This window comes from Stenotrophomonas acidaminiphila (genome assembly GCF_001431595.1).
GTDB classification, from domain to species: domain Bacteria; phylum Pseudomonadota; class Gammaproteobacteria; order Xanthomonadales; family Xanthomonadaceae; genus Stenotrophomonas; species Stenotrophomonas acidaminiphila.
Window position 1 is genome coordinate 18,220 of sequence record NZ_LDJO01000074.1, and the last position, 17,070, is coordinate 35,289.

Annotated in this window: 16 protein-coding genes and 1 tRNA gene; 8 read left to right on the top strand and 9 right to left on the bottom strand. The window is 70.6% G+C overall.

Annotated features, from left to right (window positions below; translation table 11 throughout):
- Position 1: 1 nt before the first annotated feature.
- A complete protein-coding gene (locus ABB33_RS16295; RefSeq protein ID WP_056932785.1) occupies positions 2-328 on the bottom strand; it encodes a YerC/YecD family TrpR-related protein in 327 nt (108 codons plus the stop codon).
- A gap of 132 nt (positions 329-460) precedes the next feature.
- Positions 461-1,867, bottom strand: coding sequence for a histidine--tRNA ligase (hisS, locus tag ABB33_RS16300; protein WP_056932786.1), 1,407 nt, complete (start codon positions 1,865-1,867; stop codon positions 461-463).
- A 109-nt stretch (positions 1,868-1,976) separates the two neighbouring features.
- Here hisS and ABB33_RS16305 point away from each other — a divergent pair, with 109 nt between their 5' ends.
- Positions 1,977-2,735, top strand: a complete 759-nt coding sequence (locus tag ABB33_RS16305) for a Crp/Fnr family transcriptional regulator (protein ID WP_054666096.1) — start codon at positions 1,977-1,979, stop codon at positions 2,733-2,735.
- Between the two features lie 89 nt (positions 2,736-2,824).
- On the top strand, positions 2,825-3,271 hold the full coding sequence (locus ABB33_RS16310) for a hypothetical protein (protein ID WP_056932787.1): 447 nt from the start codon (positions 2,825-2,827) through the stop codon (positions 3,269-3,271).
- A gap of 135 nt (positions 3,272-3,406) precedes the next feature.
- Here ABB33_RS16310 and thrC read toward each other — a convergent pair whose 3' ends face one another.
- The 7 genes from thrC to ABB33_RS16340 all read right to left on the bottom strand — a co-directional run bounded on the left by thrC (position 3,407) and on the right by ABB33_RS16340 (position 10,560).
- Positions 3,407-4,705 (bottom strand): threonine synthase, encoded by a 1,299-nt coding sequence (gene thrC / locus ABB33_RS16315; protein ID WP_056932788.1) that lies wholly within the window; start codon positions 4,703-4,705, stop codon positions 3,407-3,409.
- 43 nt (positions 4,706-4,748) lie between these two features.
- Positions 4,749-5,699 carry a homoserine kinase gene (locus tag ABB33_RS16320; RefSeq protein WP_056932789.1) on the bottom strand — a complete coding sequence of 317 codons (951 nt, stop codon included), beginning with the start codon at positions 5,697-5,699 and terminating at the stop codon, positions 4,749-4,751.
- Entirely contained in the window at positions 5,696-8,200 is a 2,505-nt protein-coding gene (gene thrA / locus ABB33_RS16325) for a bifunctional aspartate kinase/homoserine dehydrogenase I (protein WP_056932790.1), read from the bottom strand. Before thrA ends, ABB33_RS16320 begins: the two co-directional genes overlap by 4 nt.
- 88 nt (positions 8,201-8,288) lie before the next feature.
- Positions 8,289-8,417 (bottom strand): hypothetical protein, encoded by a 129-nt coding sequence (locus ABB33_RS19215; RefSeq protein WP_275452955.1) that lies wholly within the window; start codon positions 8,415-8,417, stop codon positions 8,289-8,291.
- A 293-nt stretch (positions 8,418-8,710) separates the two neighbouring features.
- A complete protein-coding gene (locus tag ABB33_RS16330; RefSeq protein ID WP_056932791.1) occupies positions 8,711-9,643 on the bottom strand; it encodes a DMT family transporter in 933 nt (310 codons plus the stop codon).
- An 83-nt stretch (positions 9,644-9,726) separates the two neighbouring features.
- A complete protein-coding gene (locus ABB33_RS16335; protein WP_054668690.1) occupies positions 9,727-10,428 on the bottom strand; it encodes a helix-turn-helix transcriptional regulator in 702 nt (233 codons plus the stop codon).
- Positions 10,429-10,483: 55 nt separating this feature from the next.
- Positions 10,484-10,560: transfer RNA gene (locus ABB33_RS16340), tRNA-Arg, on the bottom strand.
- A 152-nt stretch (positions 10,561-10,712) separates the two neighbouring features.
- Between ABB33_RS16340 and amaB the strand changes: the two genes are divergently transcribed.
- The 6 genes from amaB to ABB33_RS16370 all read left to right on the top strand — a co-directional run bounded on the left by amaB (position 10,713) and on the right by ABB33_RS16370 (position 16,516).
- Positions 10,713-12,245, top strand: a complete 1,533-nt coding sequence (gene amaB, locus ABB33_RS16345) for an L-piperidine-6-carboxylate dehydrogenase (RefSeq protein WP_056932792.1) — start codon at positions 10,713-10,715, stop codon at positions 12,243-12,245.
- Positions 12,246-12,456: 211 nt separating this feature from the next.
- Positions 12,457-12,744: a DUF4190 domain-containing protein gene (locus tag ABB33_RS16350; RefSeq protein ID WP_056932793.1), complete on the top strand. Its 288-nt coding sequence runs from the start codon at positions 12,457-12,459 to the stop codon at positions 12,742-12,744.
- 7 nt (positions 12,745-12,751) lie between these two features.
- A complete protein-coding gene (locus ABB33_RS16355) occupies positions 12,752-13,522 on the top strand; it encodes a class I SAM-dependent methyltransferase (protein ID WP_056932794.1) in 771 nt (256 codons plus the stop codon).
- Positions 13,523-13,527: 5 nt separating this feature from the next.
- A complete protein-coding gene (locus ABB33_RS16360) occupies positions 13,528-14,583 on the top strand; it encodes a quinone-dependent dihydroorotate dehydrogenase (RefSeq protein WP_056932795.1) in 1,056 nt (351 codons plus the stop codon).
- On the top strand, positions 14,580-15,620 hold the full coding sequence (gene murB / locus ABB33_RS16365) for a UDP-N-acetylmuramate dehydrogenase (protein WP_056932796.1): 1,041 nt from the start codon (positions 14,580-14,582) through the stop codon (positions 15,618-15,620). Before ABB33_RS16360 ends, murB begins: the two co-directional genes overlap by 4 nt.
- Positions 15,621-15,652: 32 nt before the next feature.
- A complete protein-coding gene (locus tag ABB33_RS16370) occupies positions 15,653-16,516 on the top strand; it encodes a DMT family transporter (RefSeq protein WP_267913879.1) in 864 nt (287 codons plus the stop codon).
- Positions 16,517-17,070 lie beyond the last annotated feature (554 nt).

The following is a 17,070-nucleotide window of genomic DNA, read 5'->3' on the forward strand; positions in this document are numbered from 1 at the left end:
CTCAGTTGGATTCGGCTTTGCGCGCGGACAGGCGCTCGATGGCGACGGCATACCCGCCGGCGCCATGCTCGAGCGAACGCGCGACCCGGCCGATGGTGGTCACGCTCACCCCGGTCAGGTCGTAGATTTCGCGATACGGCACGCCCTTGCGCAGCAACGGCACCACCCGCCAGCGGTCGGCCATCGCCTCCAGCTCGGCCGGCGTGCACAGGTCGCGCAGGAACGCCTGCACGTCCTGCGGCCGCTCCAGCGCGGCGAACGCACGCGCCAGCGCCCTGAGGGAAGCGTCGGAGGCCTTTTCGCGGTCGGGGTCTGGGCGCGGTTTCATACGTACCAATGTAATAGCGTGCTAATACATTAGTCCAAACCATCCACCCGGTCAAACGGGCGCGGCGCCGGCTTCCGGGCATGAAAAAGGCCCCGCGATGCGGGGCCTCGGGTCCGGACGCGGCGCGGGCGCTCAGCGCGCCATGGCGCGGGCCTGTTCCAGTTCCACCTGCAGGGTGGATGCCAGCTCGTCGCGGGCGACTTCGAACTGCTGCTCGCGCAACAGGTCCTTGACCGCGACCACGCCGCGCGCCAGCTCGTCGTCGCCGGCCAGTACCACGAAGCGGATGCCGGCCTTGGCCGCGTACTGGAACTGCTTGCCGATCTTCTTCGGCTCCATCTGCACTTCGGTGTTGATGCCGCCGGCACGCAGGCGGCGGGCGATGTCCAGCGACTGCGGCATCGCCGCCTCGTCCATCAGCGCCACCATGGCCTGCACGCTGCTCCCGGCGATGCCCTCGATCAGGCCGGCCTCGCGCAGCTGCCAGAAAAGACGGGTCAGGCCGATGGAAATGCCCACGCCCGGCAGCCGGCTCTTGGTGTAGTGGCTGGCCAGGTCCTCGTAGCGCCCGCCGGAACAGATCGAACCGATCTGCGGGTGGTCCAGCAGGGTGGTCTCGTAGACGGTACCGGTGTAGTAGTCCAGCCCGCGGGCGATGGAGAAATTCAGGCAATAGGCGCTTTCCGGCACCCCCAGCGCCTTGACCAGTTCCAGCACCTCGCGCAGCTCGGCGGCGCCGGCACGCAGCGATTCGCTGGCGGCGGCACCGGCATCGGCCAGCACCGCGTCGATCCTGGCCAGCGCGTCGGCATGCGACTGCGAGCGCACCTCGACGAAGGCCAGGATGCGCTCCACGGCGGCGGCAGGCAGGCCGAAATCCGCGCCGACCAGGGTCTCGCGCACGTAGTCGGCACCGCGCTTGTCGAGCTTGTCGACCTCGCGCAGCACCAATGCCTGCAGCTGCGGATCGGACACGCCCTGGGCCTCGAAGAAGCCGCGCATCAGCTTGCGGTTGTTCAGCTGTACCGCGAAGCTGCCGATGCGCAGTTCCGAGAACACCGCGTGGATCACCGCCAGCACCTCGGCGTCGTAGCGGATGCTCAGCGCATCCTTGCCGATCACGTCCACGTCGCACTGGTAGAACTCGCGGAAACGGCCGCGCTGGGCGCGCTCGCCGCGGTACACCCGCTGCATCTGGTAGCGGCGGAACGGGAAGGTCAGCTCGTGCTCGTGCTCGGCCACGTAGCGCGCCAGCGGCACGGTCAGGTCGAAGCGCAGCGCCATCTCCGGCAGCCCCTTCTCGGCGGACCCGGCGGCATTGGCCAGGGCCCCGGTGGACTGCACGAAATAGACCTGGCGCTCGGTCTCGCCGCCGGACTTGGTCAGCAGGACGTCGGACAGCTCGAACACCGGGGTCTCCACCGGCAGGAACCCGAAGCGCTCGTAGTTGCGGCGGATGACGTCCAGCATGCGCTGGAACGCAATCTGCTCGCGCGGCAGCAATTCCATGATGCCGGGCGGGGTACGGGGCTTGATCACGGGCGAAACTCCTGCAAACAGTGGGGATGAGCGGACGCCAATTCTAGCGCCACCCCGCCCACGCCGACCGCATGAAGTATCATGGGCGCACTCCCCCCGCCGCGACGCCATGACCCGGTCCGTTCCCGGTTCCGAGCCAAACTCCGTACCGCCCCCCGTTTCCGAAGGAAGCGGCGCCCGCGAGTGCCTGCACTGTTCGGTGCGTCACCTGTCGGTGTGCTCGGCGCTGTCCTGCGACGAGGTGCGGGCGCTGGAACAGATCACCCTGTCCATGCCGGTGCCGATGGGCGCCACGCTGGCGCGCAGCGGCGAGCCCCGCGCGCACGTTTTCACGGTCACCGAAGGCGCGCTGCGGCTGGTCCGCACGCTGGCCGACGGCCGCCGCCAGGTCAACGGTTTCGTGCTGCCCGGCGACTACGTGGGCCTGAGCGGCAGCGACCTGCACCGCTACGATATCGAGGCCATCGCCGACAGCCGGGTGTGCCGGGTGGCGACCTCGCAGATGCGCGACCTGCGCCAGCGCTATCCGCACCTGGAGCGCAAGCTGCTGCAACGCGCCTGCCAGGAACTGGATGCCGCCCAGGACAACGCCATGGCGCTGGCCCGGCTGCAGCCGCCGGAACGGCTGGCCGATTTCCTGCTGCGCCTGGCCGCGCGCGAGGCGATGCTGGGCCAGGTCGGCAACCGCGTGGCGCTGCCGATGGGCCGTGGCGACATCGCCGACCACCTTGGCCTGACCATGGAAACGGTGAGCCGCACCTTCACCAAGCTGCGCCAGCAGGGGCTGATCGCCCTGCCGCACCTGAACGTGGTCGAGATCCTCGACTTCACCGGCCTGCAGCGGCTGGCCAACGACGACCTCGGCTGAGCCCCGGCCCGCGTTTGACGCCCCCCGCCCGGCCCTGCAAGCTGGGCGCGACCGCCGTGCCACCGCCGGCGGCTGACCCGGGAGGCCTCATGTCGCGCCTGATCGCCACACTGCTCTCCATCGCCATCGGCATCGGTTTCATGCTGCTGGTCCTCTACGCCTGGCCGGCCATCGCCGCCTACAACGCGCTCCCCTCATGGCTGGCGCAGGCCGGGTTGTCCGGCACCGCCTGGTACGGCGCGCTGACCCTGCAGGACTTCGCGATCAACCTGCTGCTCGCCCTGCCCGCGGCGTGGCTGCTGCGGCGGCTGGGCCGCGACCGGCTGCGCTTCCACTGCGCGCTGGCGACGCTCACCTTCGCCACCGCGTTCACGGTCGCGGCCGGCCTGCCGGTGTTCTCCGCCGGCGGCTTCATCGTTGCCGGCTGGCTGCTGATGCTGGCCGCACTGCCGCTGGCGACCTGGCTGCTGGGCCTGCGCGGGCGCGGCAACCGGCACCAGCCCTCCGGCCCCCTGCCCAGGCCACGCGCGGCCTGAGTCCGCAGGCCGGTCTGGCGCCATTTTCGCCAGACCGGCGCGAACGCCCGCCGCTGCTGGCGCGGCGGACACTTGTCCACAGGCTTTCCTCGGCACGCTCCACATCCGCTGTGGACAACGCGGCGGGTGCCGGCGTCAGCGCAGCAGCGTGTCGCGCAGCGCGGCGTATTCCGGGGCGCAGGGCTCGGCATGGGCCGGGCGCCGCAGCAGCTCGGCCAGTGCCGGCGGCACCGGTACCTCGCAGCCGATCAGGGGCTCGACCACCGCCTCGAACTTGGCCGGATGCGCCGTTGCCACCACCGCCCAGTGCTCGTGCGCCGCGGCCTCGTCGCTGGCGCGCAGCTGCTCCAGCACCCGCACCGCGGTAGCGGTATGCGGGCACAGCACTTCGCCATGCCGCCGATGGCGCGCGGCGATGGTGTCGGCGATGGCCTCGTCATCGACCGCGCGCGCGACGAACTGGGCACGCAGCACGGCGTCGTCGCCGGCATACAGCCAGCGCAGCCGCTCGAAGTTGCTGGGTGCGCCGACGTCCATCGCATTGGCCAGGGTGGCCACGCTGGCACGGGCCTGGTACGGGCCGCCACCGAAGTAGTCCGGCAACACCCGGTTGGCATTGGTGGCCAGCACGATCCGGCCCAGCGGCACGCCCAGTGCGCGCGCCATGACCGCCGCCATCGCGTTGCCGAGGTTGCCGGTGGGAACCACGACGTTGAGCAGTGCGTCCTGCGCGGCCTGGTGGGCCAGTGCCGCGTGCGCGTAGTAGGCCATCTGCGGCAGCAGGCGGCCGAGGCTGATGCTGTTGGCCGAACTCAACGGCACCCGCGCCTGCAGGTCAGCGTCGTTCAATGCCTGCTTGACCATGGCCTGGCAATCGTCGAACGAGCCGGCCACGCGCAGCGTGCGGATGTTGCCGCCCAGGCAGCCCAGCTGGTGCGCCTGCCGCGGCGACACCCGCCCATCCGGGTACAGCACCACCACCTGCAGGCCGGGCTGGCCGTGGAATGCCGCGGCGACGGCCGCGCCGGTGTCGCCGGAGGTCGCGACCACGATGGTCAGCGGCCGCGCCTGGCCCGCCCGCAGCCGCGACAGGCTGGCGGCAAGGAAGCGCGCGCCGAAATCCTTGAACGCGGCCGTGGGGCCATGGAACAGCTCGAGCACGTGATCGTTGCGGGTGGCCAGGCGGCGCAATGGCACCGGGAAGTCGAACGCCTCGGCACAGATCCGCGGCAGCTCCGGCTCCAGCCCGTCGCCGGCGAAGAATGGCTGCAGCAGCGTGGATGCGGTTTCGGCCAGCGAAGCGCCCGCCTGCAGGGTCCGGGGCGCCGGCATCTGCTGCGGCACGTAGAGACCGCCATCGGGCGCAAGGCCGGCGGCGATGGCCTGGCTGAGCGTGGCGGCAGGTGCGTTGTTGCGGGTGGAGATGAAGTGCATTGGGAGAGGATTCCGTGAAAGCGCCCCGCGGGAGGGCTGGGGTTCAAAGCAGGCGCGCGCCCGGGCTGTCCAGCGGCGTCACCCAGCTCTGGCTGTCGAAGTCGGCAGCGGCGAAAGCGGCCCGCACCTCCGCTGCGGCGGCCTGCGCGGCTTCGGCGGTCTCGAACCATGCGAACACGCTGGGGCCGGCGCCGGAAATGCTCGCGCCCATGGCGCCGGCCGCCAGTGCCGCCTGCTGGGCGGCGGCGAAGCCGGCGATCAGCGGTGCGCGGCGCGGCTCGACCAGCACATCGCGCAGGCCCGCGCGGACCAGCCCGGCGTCGCCGGCATGGCAACCGGCCAGCACCAGCGCCAGGTTGGTGCTCTGCGCGACGAATTCCCCGAGCGCATAGCTTCCCTGCAGCGCCGCGCGCGCGCGACGGGTTTCCAGCTGCGCATCCGGATGCACCAGCAGGCTGTGCCAGTTTGGCGGCACCGGCACCGGCACCAGCCGCTCCAGGGTGGACAGCACCAGTCCGCCCAGGAACATCGGCCCGAGGTTGTCGCCATGGCGGCTGCCACTGGCCACGGCCTCGCCGTCGAGCGCATGCAGGTACAGCTGGTCCCGGCCCAACGGCGCATCCAGCAGCGCATTGGCCGCGACCAGCGCGGCCACGCATGAGGCCGCCGAGCCGCCCATGCCGGAACTGAGCGGAATACCCTTGTCGATCTCGATCTCGAAGCCGAACGGCAGGGCCAATGCCTGCCTCAGTGCGATCAGCGCCGCGCCGGCGGTGTTGGCGGCCGCCTGCCTGGGCAGGTCCACGGCAGCGCCGCGGATCGCCGCGATGCGGACCTCCGGGGTGTCGATGCGGCGTACCGTCACCGTGTCGCCGACACCGGCCACGGCATAGCCGAGCAGGTCGAATCCGACCGCCACGTTCGCCACCGAGGCCGGCGCGAAGGCGCGCGCCTGGTCCCGGCCGGCCACCGCCTGCGTTGCTTGCCCGCTCACAGTCGCGCTCCCTCCCCCGCAGCCACCCGCAGCACGTCGGCGAACACCCCGGCGGCCGTCACTTCCGGGCCGGCGCCCGGCCCCTGCACCACCAGCGGATTGTCGCAGTAGCGGCGGGTGCAGAACTGCACCACGTTGTCGGTCAGGCGCAGGTTGGCGAAGGCATGGTCAGCGGGCAGCTCGACCAGGCCGACCGTGGGCCGCTGCCCCGGCTCGAAGCGCGCGACATAGCGCAGCACGTTGCCGCGCCCGCGGGCGTCGGCCAGGCGCTGGCCGAAGCCGGCATCGACCTCGTGCAGGCGGGCCATGAAGTCCTCCACCCCGCCCTGCTGCAGTTCCGCGGGCACCAGGCCTTCCACCGCCACGTCCTCCAGGCTGAGCGCGTGCCCGGCCTCGCGCGCCAGGATCACCAGCTTGCGCGCCACGTCCACCCCGGACAGGTCGTCGCGCGGATCCGGCTCGGTGTAGCCCATCGCCCGCGCCTGCGCGACCAGCTGCGAGAACGGCACGCTGCCGTCGTACTTGTTGAACAGCCAGGCCAGCGTGCCGGAGAAAATGCCGGCGATCGCGGTGACCTCGTCGCCGGTATCGACCAGGTCGCGCAGGGTGGTGATGACCGGCAACCCGGCCCCTACCGTCGCCTCGTAACGGAAGCGCGCGCCGGTGGCGGCGGCCGCCTCGCGGATCGCCTGGTAGCGCGCCAGCGGCCCGGAACCGGCCTGTTTGTTGGGCGTGACCACGTGGATGCCGGCGGCGAGCCAGCCGGCATAGCGGTCGGCCACGTCCGCGCTGCCGCTGCAGTCGATGACCAGGGCGTGCGGCAGGCGCGCGGACAGCAGGTGCTCGGTGAAACGGTCCAGGTCGGCCGGCTCGGCGCCGGCCTCGAACGCGGCCTTCCAGTCGCCCTGCACGCCCCGCGCATCCAGCAGCATGCGGTTGCGCGACAACACCGCGCGCAGGCGCAGGTCCAGCTTCGCCCGCGCCAGCAACTGCGGCTGGGCCAGATTCAGCTGCTCCAGCAGCGCGGCGCCGACGTTGCCCGGCCCGATCACCCCGACCGAGAAGGTCTGCGGCGACAGCCAGAACCCGGCATGCGCGGCACGCAGCGCCTTGGTCGCGTCGCGGGCGTCGATGGCCACGGAAATGTTGCGCTCCGACGACCCCTGCGCGATGGCCAGGATATTGACCTGCGCCCGCCCCAGGGCCTCGAACAGGCGCGCGGCCACGCCCGGCTGGCCGGCCATGCCATCGCCGACCGCGGCCAGCACGCTCACGTCCCCGGTCAGCTGCACGCGCTGCACCTGGCCGACGGCCAGTTCATGCGAGAACGCCTGCACCAGCGCATCGCGCGCGCGCGCCGCTTCGGCCTGGCGCACCACGCAGCAGATCGAGTGCTCGGACGAGCCCTGCGAGATCATCACCACCGACACATGCGCGTTGCGCAGCGCCGCGAACACGCGTTCGGCGGTACCCGGCACGCCGATCAGGCCGGTGCCCTCGACGTTCAGCACCGCCAGGCCGGGGCTGAGCGTCAGCCCCTTGATCGGCCCCCTGCCGGCACTGACCGCGGTGATGCGGGTACCCGGATGCTCGGGGTGGAAGGTGTTGCGGATGATGATCGGCAGGCCGCGCTCGATCGCCGGGGACATGGTCTGCGGGTGCACCACCTTGGCCCCGAAATAGGCCAGTTCGCAGGCTTCGTCGTAGCTCAGGGCTTCCAGTTGCACGGCCTCGGGCACCACCCGCGGATCGGCCGAGAGCACCCCGTCCACATCGGTCCAGATGTGCAGTTCGTCGGCGGCGAACAGCGCGGCGAAGATCGCGCCGGAGAAATCGCTGCCGTTGCGGCCAAGCGTGGTGATGTTGCCCTTGCGGTCGCGGGCGACGAAGCCGGTCACCACCAGCCGCCGCGCCGGGTGCGCGTCGCGCCACAGCGCCAGCTTGGCGGCACTGGCCTTCCAGTCCACGTCGACGCCGAGTTCGCCATGGTCGACCACCAGCACCTCGCGCGCGTCGAGCACGTCGGCGTCTTCGCCCAGCGCCTGCAGGTGATGGCCGAGCAGGTGCGCCGAGAACACCTCGCCCAGGCCCTGCACCCGGTCCAGCACCTCCTGCGGCAGCTCGCCGATCACCGCCAACGCGGCGAGGATCTCGCGCAGGCGATTGAAGCGCGCATCCAGCCACTCGATGCTCGGCCCGGCGTTCTCGGCCAGCAGCGCCACCGCCGCCGCGCGATGGCGGGCACGCAACTCATGCCAGCGTTCGTCCCAGCCCGGGTCGGCGGCGGCCGCCAGCCGCGCCAGGTCGATCAATGCGTCGGTCACCCCCTTCATCGCCGACACCACGGTGACCTGCAGGTCCTCGTCGCGTGCCAGCAGCAGCCGCGCCACGTGGCGATAGCGGTCGGCGTCGGCCACCGAGGTGCCACCGAACTTGTGGACCACGCGGCGGACGACGGCATCCGTGGCGGGAGCGAGGGAGGGAGCGGCAACTGGCGACATCGGATGAACCTCGGCTGGAGGCCCCGACACGCATCAGGATGGGATCCCCCGCATCCTGATCCGGGTGCGGGGCCGTGGTTTTCGGAAATTACGCGAAGACGACGGGCCGCACCGGGCGAGTGGTGACGGTAATGGTGGTGGTAATGGACAGGCCGCCGCGGTCGCCCGGCCGCGCGCCTGCGGGCGGCGGGTCGATGGCGAAGAGGGGCGACGGCATGTGCATGTGGTCAAGAGGACAACACGGGTGAATGCGCTGTCAAGTGCTGCGACGCAAAAGACCACTTGCGGCCATCGTCGGCGAACACGCACTTATCGGTTGCAAATGTCATCAACGCCGATCATCGGCCATCTACACCGCAAGCATCGACAAAAGTCCGGTTCGAACGCGGCAATGGTGCGCCGGGACCCGCCACCCTGCGGCGGCACATGCCCACCGCGCCGACATGCCCGACCTGCAGGTTCCATCCGGATCTGCGCGGAACACGCGCATCCGCCCGGGTCGTGGCGCCGTCAGTGCTGTGCCAGCGCCGCGGGCGCGGGCCGGTGCGCGGCGGCGGCCAGCACCACGCCGGCCAGGAGGCAGCCGGCCGCCAGCAGCTCCAGCGGCAACGGCCAGCGCTGCTGCCAGAGGAAGCCATAGAGCAGGCCGAACAGCGTCTCGAACACGATCATCTGCCCGCCCAGGCTGAGCGGCAAGGCACGGCTGGCACGGTTCCAGCAGGCGTTGCCGAGGATCGAGGCCAGCACCGCCACCGCCGCGGCGACCAGCCAGAACTGCACCCATTCGGCACCAGGCCGGCCCTGCCCTCCGGCGGCGAACGCGATCGGCGCCACCAGCAGCGCCAGCCCGCCCGTCGCCACTCCGGTCAACAACGACCAGTCATGCCCGGACACGTCCGGGCAGCGCGCCAGCCAGCGCGCATTGCCCACCGAATACACCGTCCACGACAGCAGCGCGCCCACCGCGCACAGCAGGCCGACCAGGCGCCGCCCGGTACTGGCATGTACATGCGAGGATGCCATCGCCGCCCACCCCATCAGCACCACCCCGGCCACGCACAGCGCCAGCGCCGGGGCCAGCTTCGACAGTGGCACCGCGCCCGGTTCGCGCGCGGCGGTGACCGCCACCAGCACCGGCACCATGCCGACGATCAGCGATGCCGCCGCGCCGCCGCTCCACTGCACCGAAACCGACAGCAGCACGTAATACAGCAGGTTGCCCAGCAGGCTGAGCCAGGCCAGCGCGGTCCATTCGGTACGGCCGATGCGCGAACGCAGGGCCGGCCAGCGCGGCACCAGCAGCACCAGCGCCAGGGCGCCGTAGACCAGGTAGCGCGCAGCCGCCAGCTGCAGCGGCGCGAACCCGGACAGCACCGCCGGGGCCAGGAACACCACGCCCCACAGCGCCCCGGATGCCACGCCGTTGGCGATCCCGACACTCATCGAACGACTCACGCCTGCCGCACCATTGCCATGGAGAACGGCGCGCAGTGTAGGCACCGCGGCGGGCCGCGTCTTGACCCGGGCTACTGCCGGGCGCGCCATTGCCGCGGCGTGCGGCCGCTCTCGCGCCGCAGTGCACGGGCGAACGCGCTGTGTTCGGAGTAGCCGGCGCGCAGGGCGATGTCGCTTATGCTGGCATCGCTGCCCAGCAGTTGCTGCCTGGCCCAGCGCAGGCGCGCGGCACTGACCCAGGCCAGCGGCGGCAGCCCGAACTCGCGGACGAACAGCGCATGCAGGCGGCTGCCGCTGACCCCGGCCATGGCGGCCATGCGCGCCACCGACCAGTCCAGGCCCGGCGCCGCGACCACGGCCATGCACACGCCCTGGAGCCGCGCGCCGCTGCCGGCCGGGGCAAAATGCCGCAGCAGGTGCGGCAGCGGGTCGCCCATGGCCCGGCTGCCGGGCAATCCCTGCAGGCGCTGGCGCATGTCCGCCGGCACCGCCAGCCATGGCCTGCGACGCAGGTGTTCGAGCGTGTCGTCGTCCAGCACCCCGGCAGCGCAATCAACGATCAGGCAGCAGTTGTCGCCCAGCACCTCCAGGTCATGGGTCTGGCCGGGGGCGACGAAGGCACCCAGCAACCGGTCCAGGTGGGCGCCGGCACCGCCCACCTCGAATGGCAGCTCGCCATGCACCGGCAGCACCCATTGCGCATGGTCGTGGCACTCCAGCCCGGTGGGCCGGAGGTAACGACGCAGATGGGGGATGCTGGCGCTGGCGGACATGCGGGCGGTCTGCGCAGGGGCGCCGCCGCGGGGCATCGCGCGGCAGGCGGGACGATGGCGGCCCCGACACGATTCGAACGTGCGACCTGTCCCTTAGGAGGGGACCGCTCTATCCAGCTGAGCTACGGGGCCTGCGGACGCGTATTGTGGCATGCCACCGCCACATCCGGCATCCACCCGGGGCCAAGAAGGGCACGCGGCTCTGCTAAAATCGTCGTTCTGCATGCCGCACCCCACCGCTGCCAGCGGCTGCGCCCCCCAACGCAAAGCAATCAGGAGATTTCATGTCCTTCGAAATGCTCAAGGCGCTCGGCCTCGACGCTTCCAACGCTGGCACCTACCTCGGCAATGGCCAGTGGTCAGCGGCCACTGACGCGGGCGTGCTCTCGCCGCGCAACCCGACCACCGGCGAGATCATCGCGCAGGTGCAGGCCACCACCGAAGCCGATTACGAGACCGTTGTCGCCCGCGCGCAGGAAGCCTTCAAGGCGTGGCGCACCACCCCGGCACCGCGCCGTGGCGAGGCCGTGCGCCTGTGCGGCGAGGCGCTGCGCAAGCACAAGGACGCGCTGGGTTCGCTGGTCGCCCTGGAAATGGGCAAGTCCAAGCCCGAAGGCGACGGCGAAGTGCAGGAGATGATCGACATCGCCGACTTCGCGCTGGGCCAGAGCCGCATGCTGTATGGCTACACCATGCATTCCGAGCGCCCGGGCCACCGCATGTACGAGCAGTACCACCCGCTGGGCCTGGTCGGCATCATCTCGGCCTTCAATTTCCCGGTCGCGGTGTGGGCCTGGAACGCGTTCCTGGCCGCGATCTGCGGCGACGTGTGCATCTGGAAGCCGTCCAACAAGACCCCGCTGACCGCCATCGCCACGATGAAGATCTGCAACGAGGCGCTTAAGCAGGGCGGCTTCCCGGACATCTTCTTCCTGATCAACGACGCCGGCACCGCGCTGTCGGAGAAGCTGGTGGACGACAAGCGCGTGCCGCTGATCTCCTTCACCGGCTCGACCCAGATCGGGCGCATCGTCAATGAGCGCGTCGCCCGCCGCCTGGGCCGCTGCCTGCTGGAGCTGGGTGGCAACAACGCCATCATCCTGGACGAGACCGCCGACCAGAAGCTGGCCGTGCCGGGCATCGTGTTCGGCGCCGTCGGCACCGCCGGCCAGCGCTGCACCACCACCCGCCGCCTGATCGTGCACGAATCGATCTACGACAACGTGCTGGCCACCCTGGTCAAGGCGTACAAGCAGGTCGAAGGCAAGATCGGCGACCCGACCGACCCGGCCAACCTGATGGGCCCGCTGAACAGCCCCGAGGCCGTGCAGCAGTTCCTGGCCTCGATCGAAAAGGCCAAGGCCGCCGGCGGCACCGTCGAGACCGGCGGCACCGCCATCGACCGCCCGGGCAACTTCGTGCTGCCGGCCATCGTCACCGGCCTGAAGAACACCGACGAGATCGTCCAGCACGAGACCTTCGCCCCGATCCTGTACGTGATGAAGTACTCGACCCTGGACGAAGCCATCGACATGCAGAACGGCGTGCCGCAGGGCCTGTCCTCGTCGATCTTCACCACCAACCTGAAGTCGGCCGAGAAGTTCCTGTCCGCGGCCGGCAGCGACTGCGGCATCGCCAACGTCAACATCGGCACCTCCGGCGCCGAGATCGGCGGCGCGTTCGGCGGCGAGAAGGAAACCGGCGGCGGCCGCGAGTCCGGCTCGGACGCGTGGAAGGTCTACATGCGTCGCCAGACCAACACCATCAACTACTCCGACTCGCTGCCGCTGGCCCAGGGCATCAAGTTCGACCTGTGATGGCATCGGCCTTCGCCGATTGAAATGACGATGCGGCCACACGGCCGCGTCGTACGGCGAAGCCAGCGGCAGGGCCTGGTCCAAGGCGTGGCCGGACCATGCCGCGCGGTGGCGGCGCCAGGCACTGGACGAGGGGGCGGGCAAGCCCGCCCCTTCCCCCTTCCCTCTCCTGCCCGGAGAGGGGCTCCATCCCAGCAACGGAGTCCCAACCATGAGCATTCCCGCACCACGACAGACCAGCAACTATGCCGTGATCGCCCTGGTCGCCGGCATCCTCGGCTGGACCCTGCTGCCGCTCCTGGGCAGCCTCGGCGGCATCATCTTCGGCCACATGGCACGCGGCGAGATCCGCCGCAGCAACGGTCAGCTCGATGGCGACGGCCTGGCCATCACCGGGCTGGTGCTGGGCTGGGCGTCGGTGGCGCTGTGGGTCATCGCCATCCTTACCTTCATCCTGTTCTTCGGCGGTCTGGCCTGGCTGGCCACGCTGAACGCCTGAGGCTGGCGTGCAGCCCAACGGTCCGACTGAGCGTTTCAGCAACCGGGTGGCGGACTACGTCCGCTACCGGCCCGGCTATCCGCCGGCGCTGCTGGACTGGCTGCATCGCGACATCGGCATCCCGGCCACCACGCCGGTCGCCGACATCGGTGCCGGCACCGGCATCTCCACCCGCCTGTTCCTCGACGCCGGCCACCCGGTGATCGCGGTCGAACCCAACGCCGCGATGCGCGCGGCCGCCGAGCACTGGCTGGCAGCCGGTCATCCGCAGCTGACCTTCGTCGCCGGCACCGCCGAAGCGACCACGCTGGCCGACGCCAGCGTCGGCCTGGTCAGCGCCGCCCAGGCCTTCCACTGGTTCGACACCGAAGCGCTGCGGCCGGAATGGCGCCGCATCCTGCGCCCGGGCGGCATGGCGCTGGTGTACTGGAACTCGCGCCTGCTCGACGCCTCGCCCTTCCTGTCCGCCTACGAGCAGTTGCTGCTCGACTACGGCACCGATTACGCCGCGGTGGCCGAACGCTACCAGGACGACGCCACCATGCGCGCATGGTTCGGTGACGGTCTGCGCGGCCAGGTGCAGTTGCCCAACACGCAATACCTGGACTTCGACGGCCTGCGCGGCCGGCTGCTGTCCTCCTCCTATGCGCCGCCGGCCGGCCATCCCCGGCATGCGCCGATGCTGGACGCCCTGCGCGGCCTGTTCGACACCCATGCGGTGGACGGACGGGTCGCCTTCGAATACCGAACCCGTGCCTTCGTCGGCACGCTGGACTGAACCCCATGTATCCGCTTGTACGCCCCTTCCTGTTCGCCTTCGACGCCGAGCGCGCCCACGGCCTGGCGCTGTCCGCGCTGGAACTGGCGTGGCGCACCGGCACCACGCCGCTGCTGGCGGCGCGGCCGGCGCCGATGCCCACGTCGGTGTTCGGCCTGGACTTTCCCAACCCGGTGGGGCTGGCCGCCGGGCTGGACAAGAACGGCGAGCATATCGACGCGCTGTTCGGCCTGGGCTTCGGTTTCGTCGAGATCGGCACCGTCACCCCGCGGCCCCAGGGAGGCAACCCGAAGCCGCGCCTGTTCCGGCTGCCGCAGCACGCGGCCATCATCAACCGCATGGGCTTCAACAATGCCGGCGTCGATGCGCTGGTGCGCAACGTCGAGCGCAGCAGCCAGCGCACCGGCCCGCTGGGCATCAACATCGGCAAGAACAAGGACACCCCCAACGAGGATGCGCTGTCCGACTACCTGGCGTGCCTGGAGAAGGTGTACCCGCTGGCCGACTACGTCACCGTCAACATCTCCTCGCCCAACACCGCCGGCCTGCGCGAACTGCAGGAGGAACAGGCGCTGCGACGGCTGGTCGGCGGCCTGCGCGAGGCGCAGGAACGCCTGGCCTCCCAGCACGGCCGGCGCGTGCCGATGCTGGTCAAGGTCGCGCCCGACCTGAGCGACCGCGACATCGAAGCGGCCGCCCGGGTACTGAGCGAACTGGAAGTGGACGGCGTGATCGCCACCAACACCACCATCGGCCGCGAAGGCGTTGAGCACGACCGCCGCGCGGCCGAGAGCGGCGGCCTGTCCGGCGCGCCGCTGCTGGGGCAGTCCACCCTGGTGCTGCGCCGGCTGCGCGCGCGCCTGCCCGAGCGCATCCCGCTGATCGGCGTGGGCGGCATCCAGTCCGGTGCCGATGCGGTGGCCAAGATGTCCGCCGGCGCGACCCTGGTGCAGTGCTACAGCGGCCTGATCTTCCGCGGCCCGGCGCTGATCGGCGAATGCGTCGATGCCATCCGCCGCCGTCGCGAGGCTCCGTCCCGAGGCGCCGTCGCCCCGCTATGACAACCGCTGCACCCTGGTCGCTGACCACAGACGCCCCGCTGCATTCCCTCAATACCTTTCACGTCGCCGCACGTGCGCCACGGCTGCTGCGCGTGCGCGACGTGGCCGCGCTCCCCGAGGCCCTGGCCGCGGTGGCGCCATCGCCGCTGCTGGTGCTGGGCAGCGGCAGCAACGTGCTGCTCGCCGCCGATCCGGAGGGCACCGTGCTGTGCTTCGACAACCGCGAGATCACGATCCTCGAGCACCGCGCCGACCATGCCGTGGTCCGCGCCGGTGCCGGCGTGGTCTGGCACGAACTGGTGATGTGGTCGCTTGCCGAAGGCCTGTCCGGGCTGGAAAACCTGGCGCTGATCCCCGGCACCGTCGGCGCCGCGCCGATCCAGAACATCGGTGCCTACGGTGCCCAGGTCGGCGAGTTCATCCACTTGGTGGAGGCCTGGGACACACTGCACGCGCAGTGGGTACAGCTTGACCAGGAGGCCTGCCGCTTCGGCTATCGCGACAGCCTGTTCAAGCACGAGCCCGACCGCTACCTGATCACCGCCGTGCAGTTGCGCCTGCCGCTGCTGCACGAACTGCGCCTGGACTACGCCGGCATCCGCGAGGAACTGCAGGCGATGGGAGTGGAGCTGCCGGTGGCCGCCGATGTCGCCAACGCGGTCATCGCCATCCGCCGCCGCAAACTGCCCGACCCGGACGTGCTCGGCAATGCCGGCAGCTTCTTCAAGAACCCGATGCTGCCGCGCGAACAGGCCGAGCTGCTGTCCCGCCAGCATCCGGCGCTGCCGGTGTTCCCGGGCGACGACGAGGGCAACCGCAAGCTGTCGGCGGCGTGGATGATCCAGGCCTGCGGCTGGAAGGGACGGCGCGAGGGCGATGCCGGCGTCTCGCCCGACCATGCGCTGGTGCTGGTCAACCATGGCAACGCCAGCGGCGCCGAGCTGCTGGCCTTCGCCCGCCGCATCTCCGCATCGGTGCTGGAGACCTTCGGCGTCCCCATCGAACCCGAACCGCGGCTGGTCGGCGCGCGCTGGTGAACGCCGTCGCGGCCGCGCCCGGCCCTGCCCCGCTGCGTGCGGCGCTGCTCATGTTCGGCAGTGCCATGGCCTTCGGCCTGATGGCCATCGCCATCCGCCTGGCAACGGCCTACGTGCCAACCCAGGAAGTGGCGTTCTTCCGCAACGCCTTCGGCCTGCTCGCACTGCTGCCGGTGCTGCTGCGCCCGGGCCACGCGCCGCTGCGCACGCAGCAGCTGCCGCGCTACCTGCTGCGCAGCGCGATCGGCCTGGCCTCGATGCTGTGCGGCTTCTGGGCGCTGGGCCACCTGCCGCTGTCGCAGGCCGTCTCGCTGTCCTATTCGACGCCGTTGTTCGTGACCATCGCCGCGGTGCTGTGGCTGGGCGAAACCGTGCGCGTGCGCCGCTGGGCGGCGGTGATCGCCGGCTTCATCGGCGTGCTGGTGATCGTGCGGCCCGGCGCGCACGGCTTCCAGGCCGGCAGCCTGATCGCGGTATCGGCGGCCATGCTCAGCGCGCTGGTATCGATCCAGATCAAGCAGCTCACCCGCGTCGACGGCCCGGATACGGTGGTGTTCTACACCTATGTGTTCTGGGTACCGCTGTCGCTGCTGCCGGCGCTGTTCGTGTGGACCTGGCCAACCGGCATCGCCTGGCTGTGGCTGCTCGCCACCGGCATCCTCGGGACCGTGGGCCAGCTGCTGTGGACGCGCGCACTGCGGCTGGGCGAAGTCTCGGCACTGACCCCGATCAGCTTCACCCAGCTGCCGCTGGTGGTGGCGCTGGGCTGGCTGCTGTTCGGTGAAACCCTGGACCGCTGGACCCTGCTGGGCGCGGCCATCATCCTCGCCGCCAACGCCTACATCGCCCACCGCGAGGCGGTACTGGCGCGTCGCCGGCGGACCCAGGCGCCCTGACCCCCCGGCGGCGGCACCCCACAGGTCCGCGCGGCCACGAGGCTGGCGGATGCCAGGGGCAGCCGGCGGCCCCGGCTGGCCTGCCCCGTGCAACACGGGCCAGGCCCTCAACCCGGAATCACTCCCACTCGATCATCAACAGGTCACCTAAACCCTCGTGGTTAAAGGGATTGAGCCTGATCAATATGGCGCGCTACCGTCGCTTTTACCGTCAAGAGCACACACCTTGTGCTGGCGCGGGAGATGGACCGATTTGCGAGAGAACGACGTTTTCGACACCATGATCAATCAGCTCTCAGGATACCGGAGAAATCCCCAAACGTCAGCCGCCGCAAGCGCGAGCGAGTCCCATCCGGTAGCTGACACTTGTAGCGGGTCTTCTAGGGATGCTCACCTGATTGCTCAGCGTCCCAATAGCGCTGCGTCGCTTCGAACGCTTTTCGCTCAACGTCCTGCATTCGTGTCAAAGCATGAGGCTCGGGTACAGGCCGGAAGCTTGACGACAACTGTTCGACGTCGCGTCGAGCGGCCAGATGGACCGGCCAGCCTTTCGT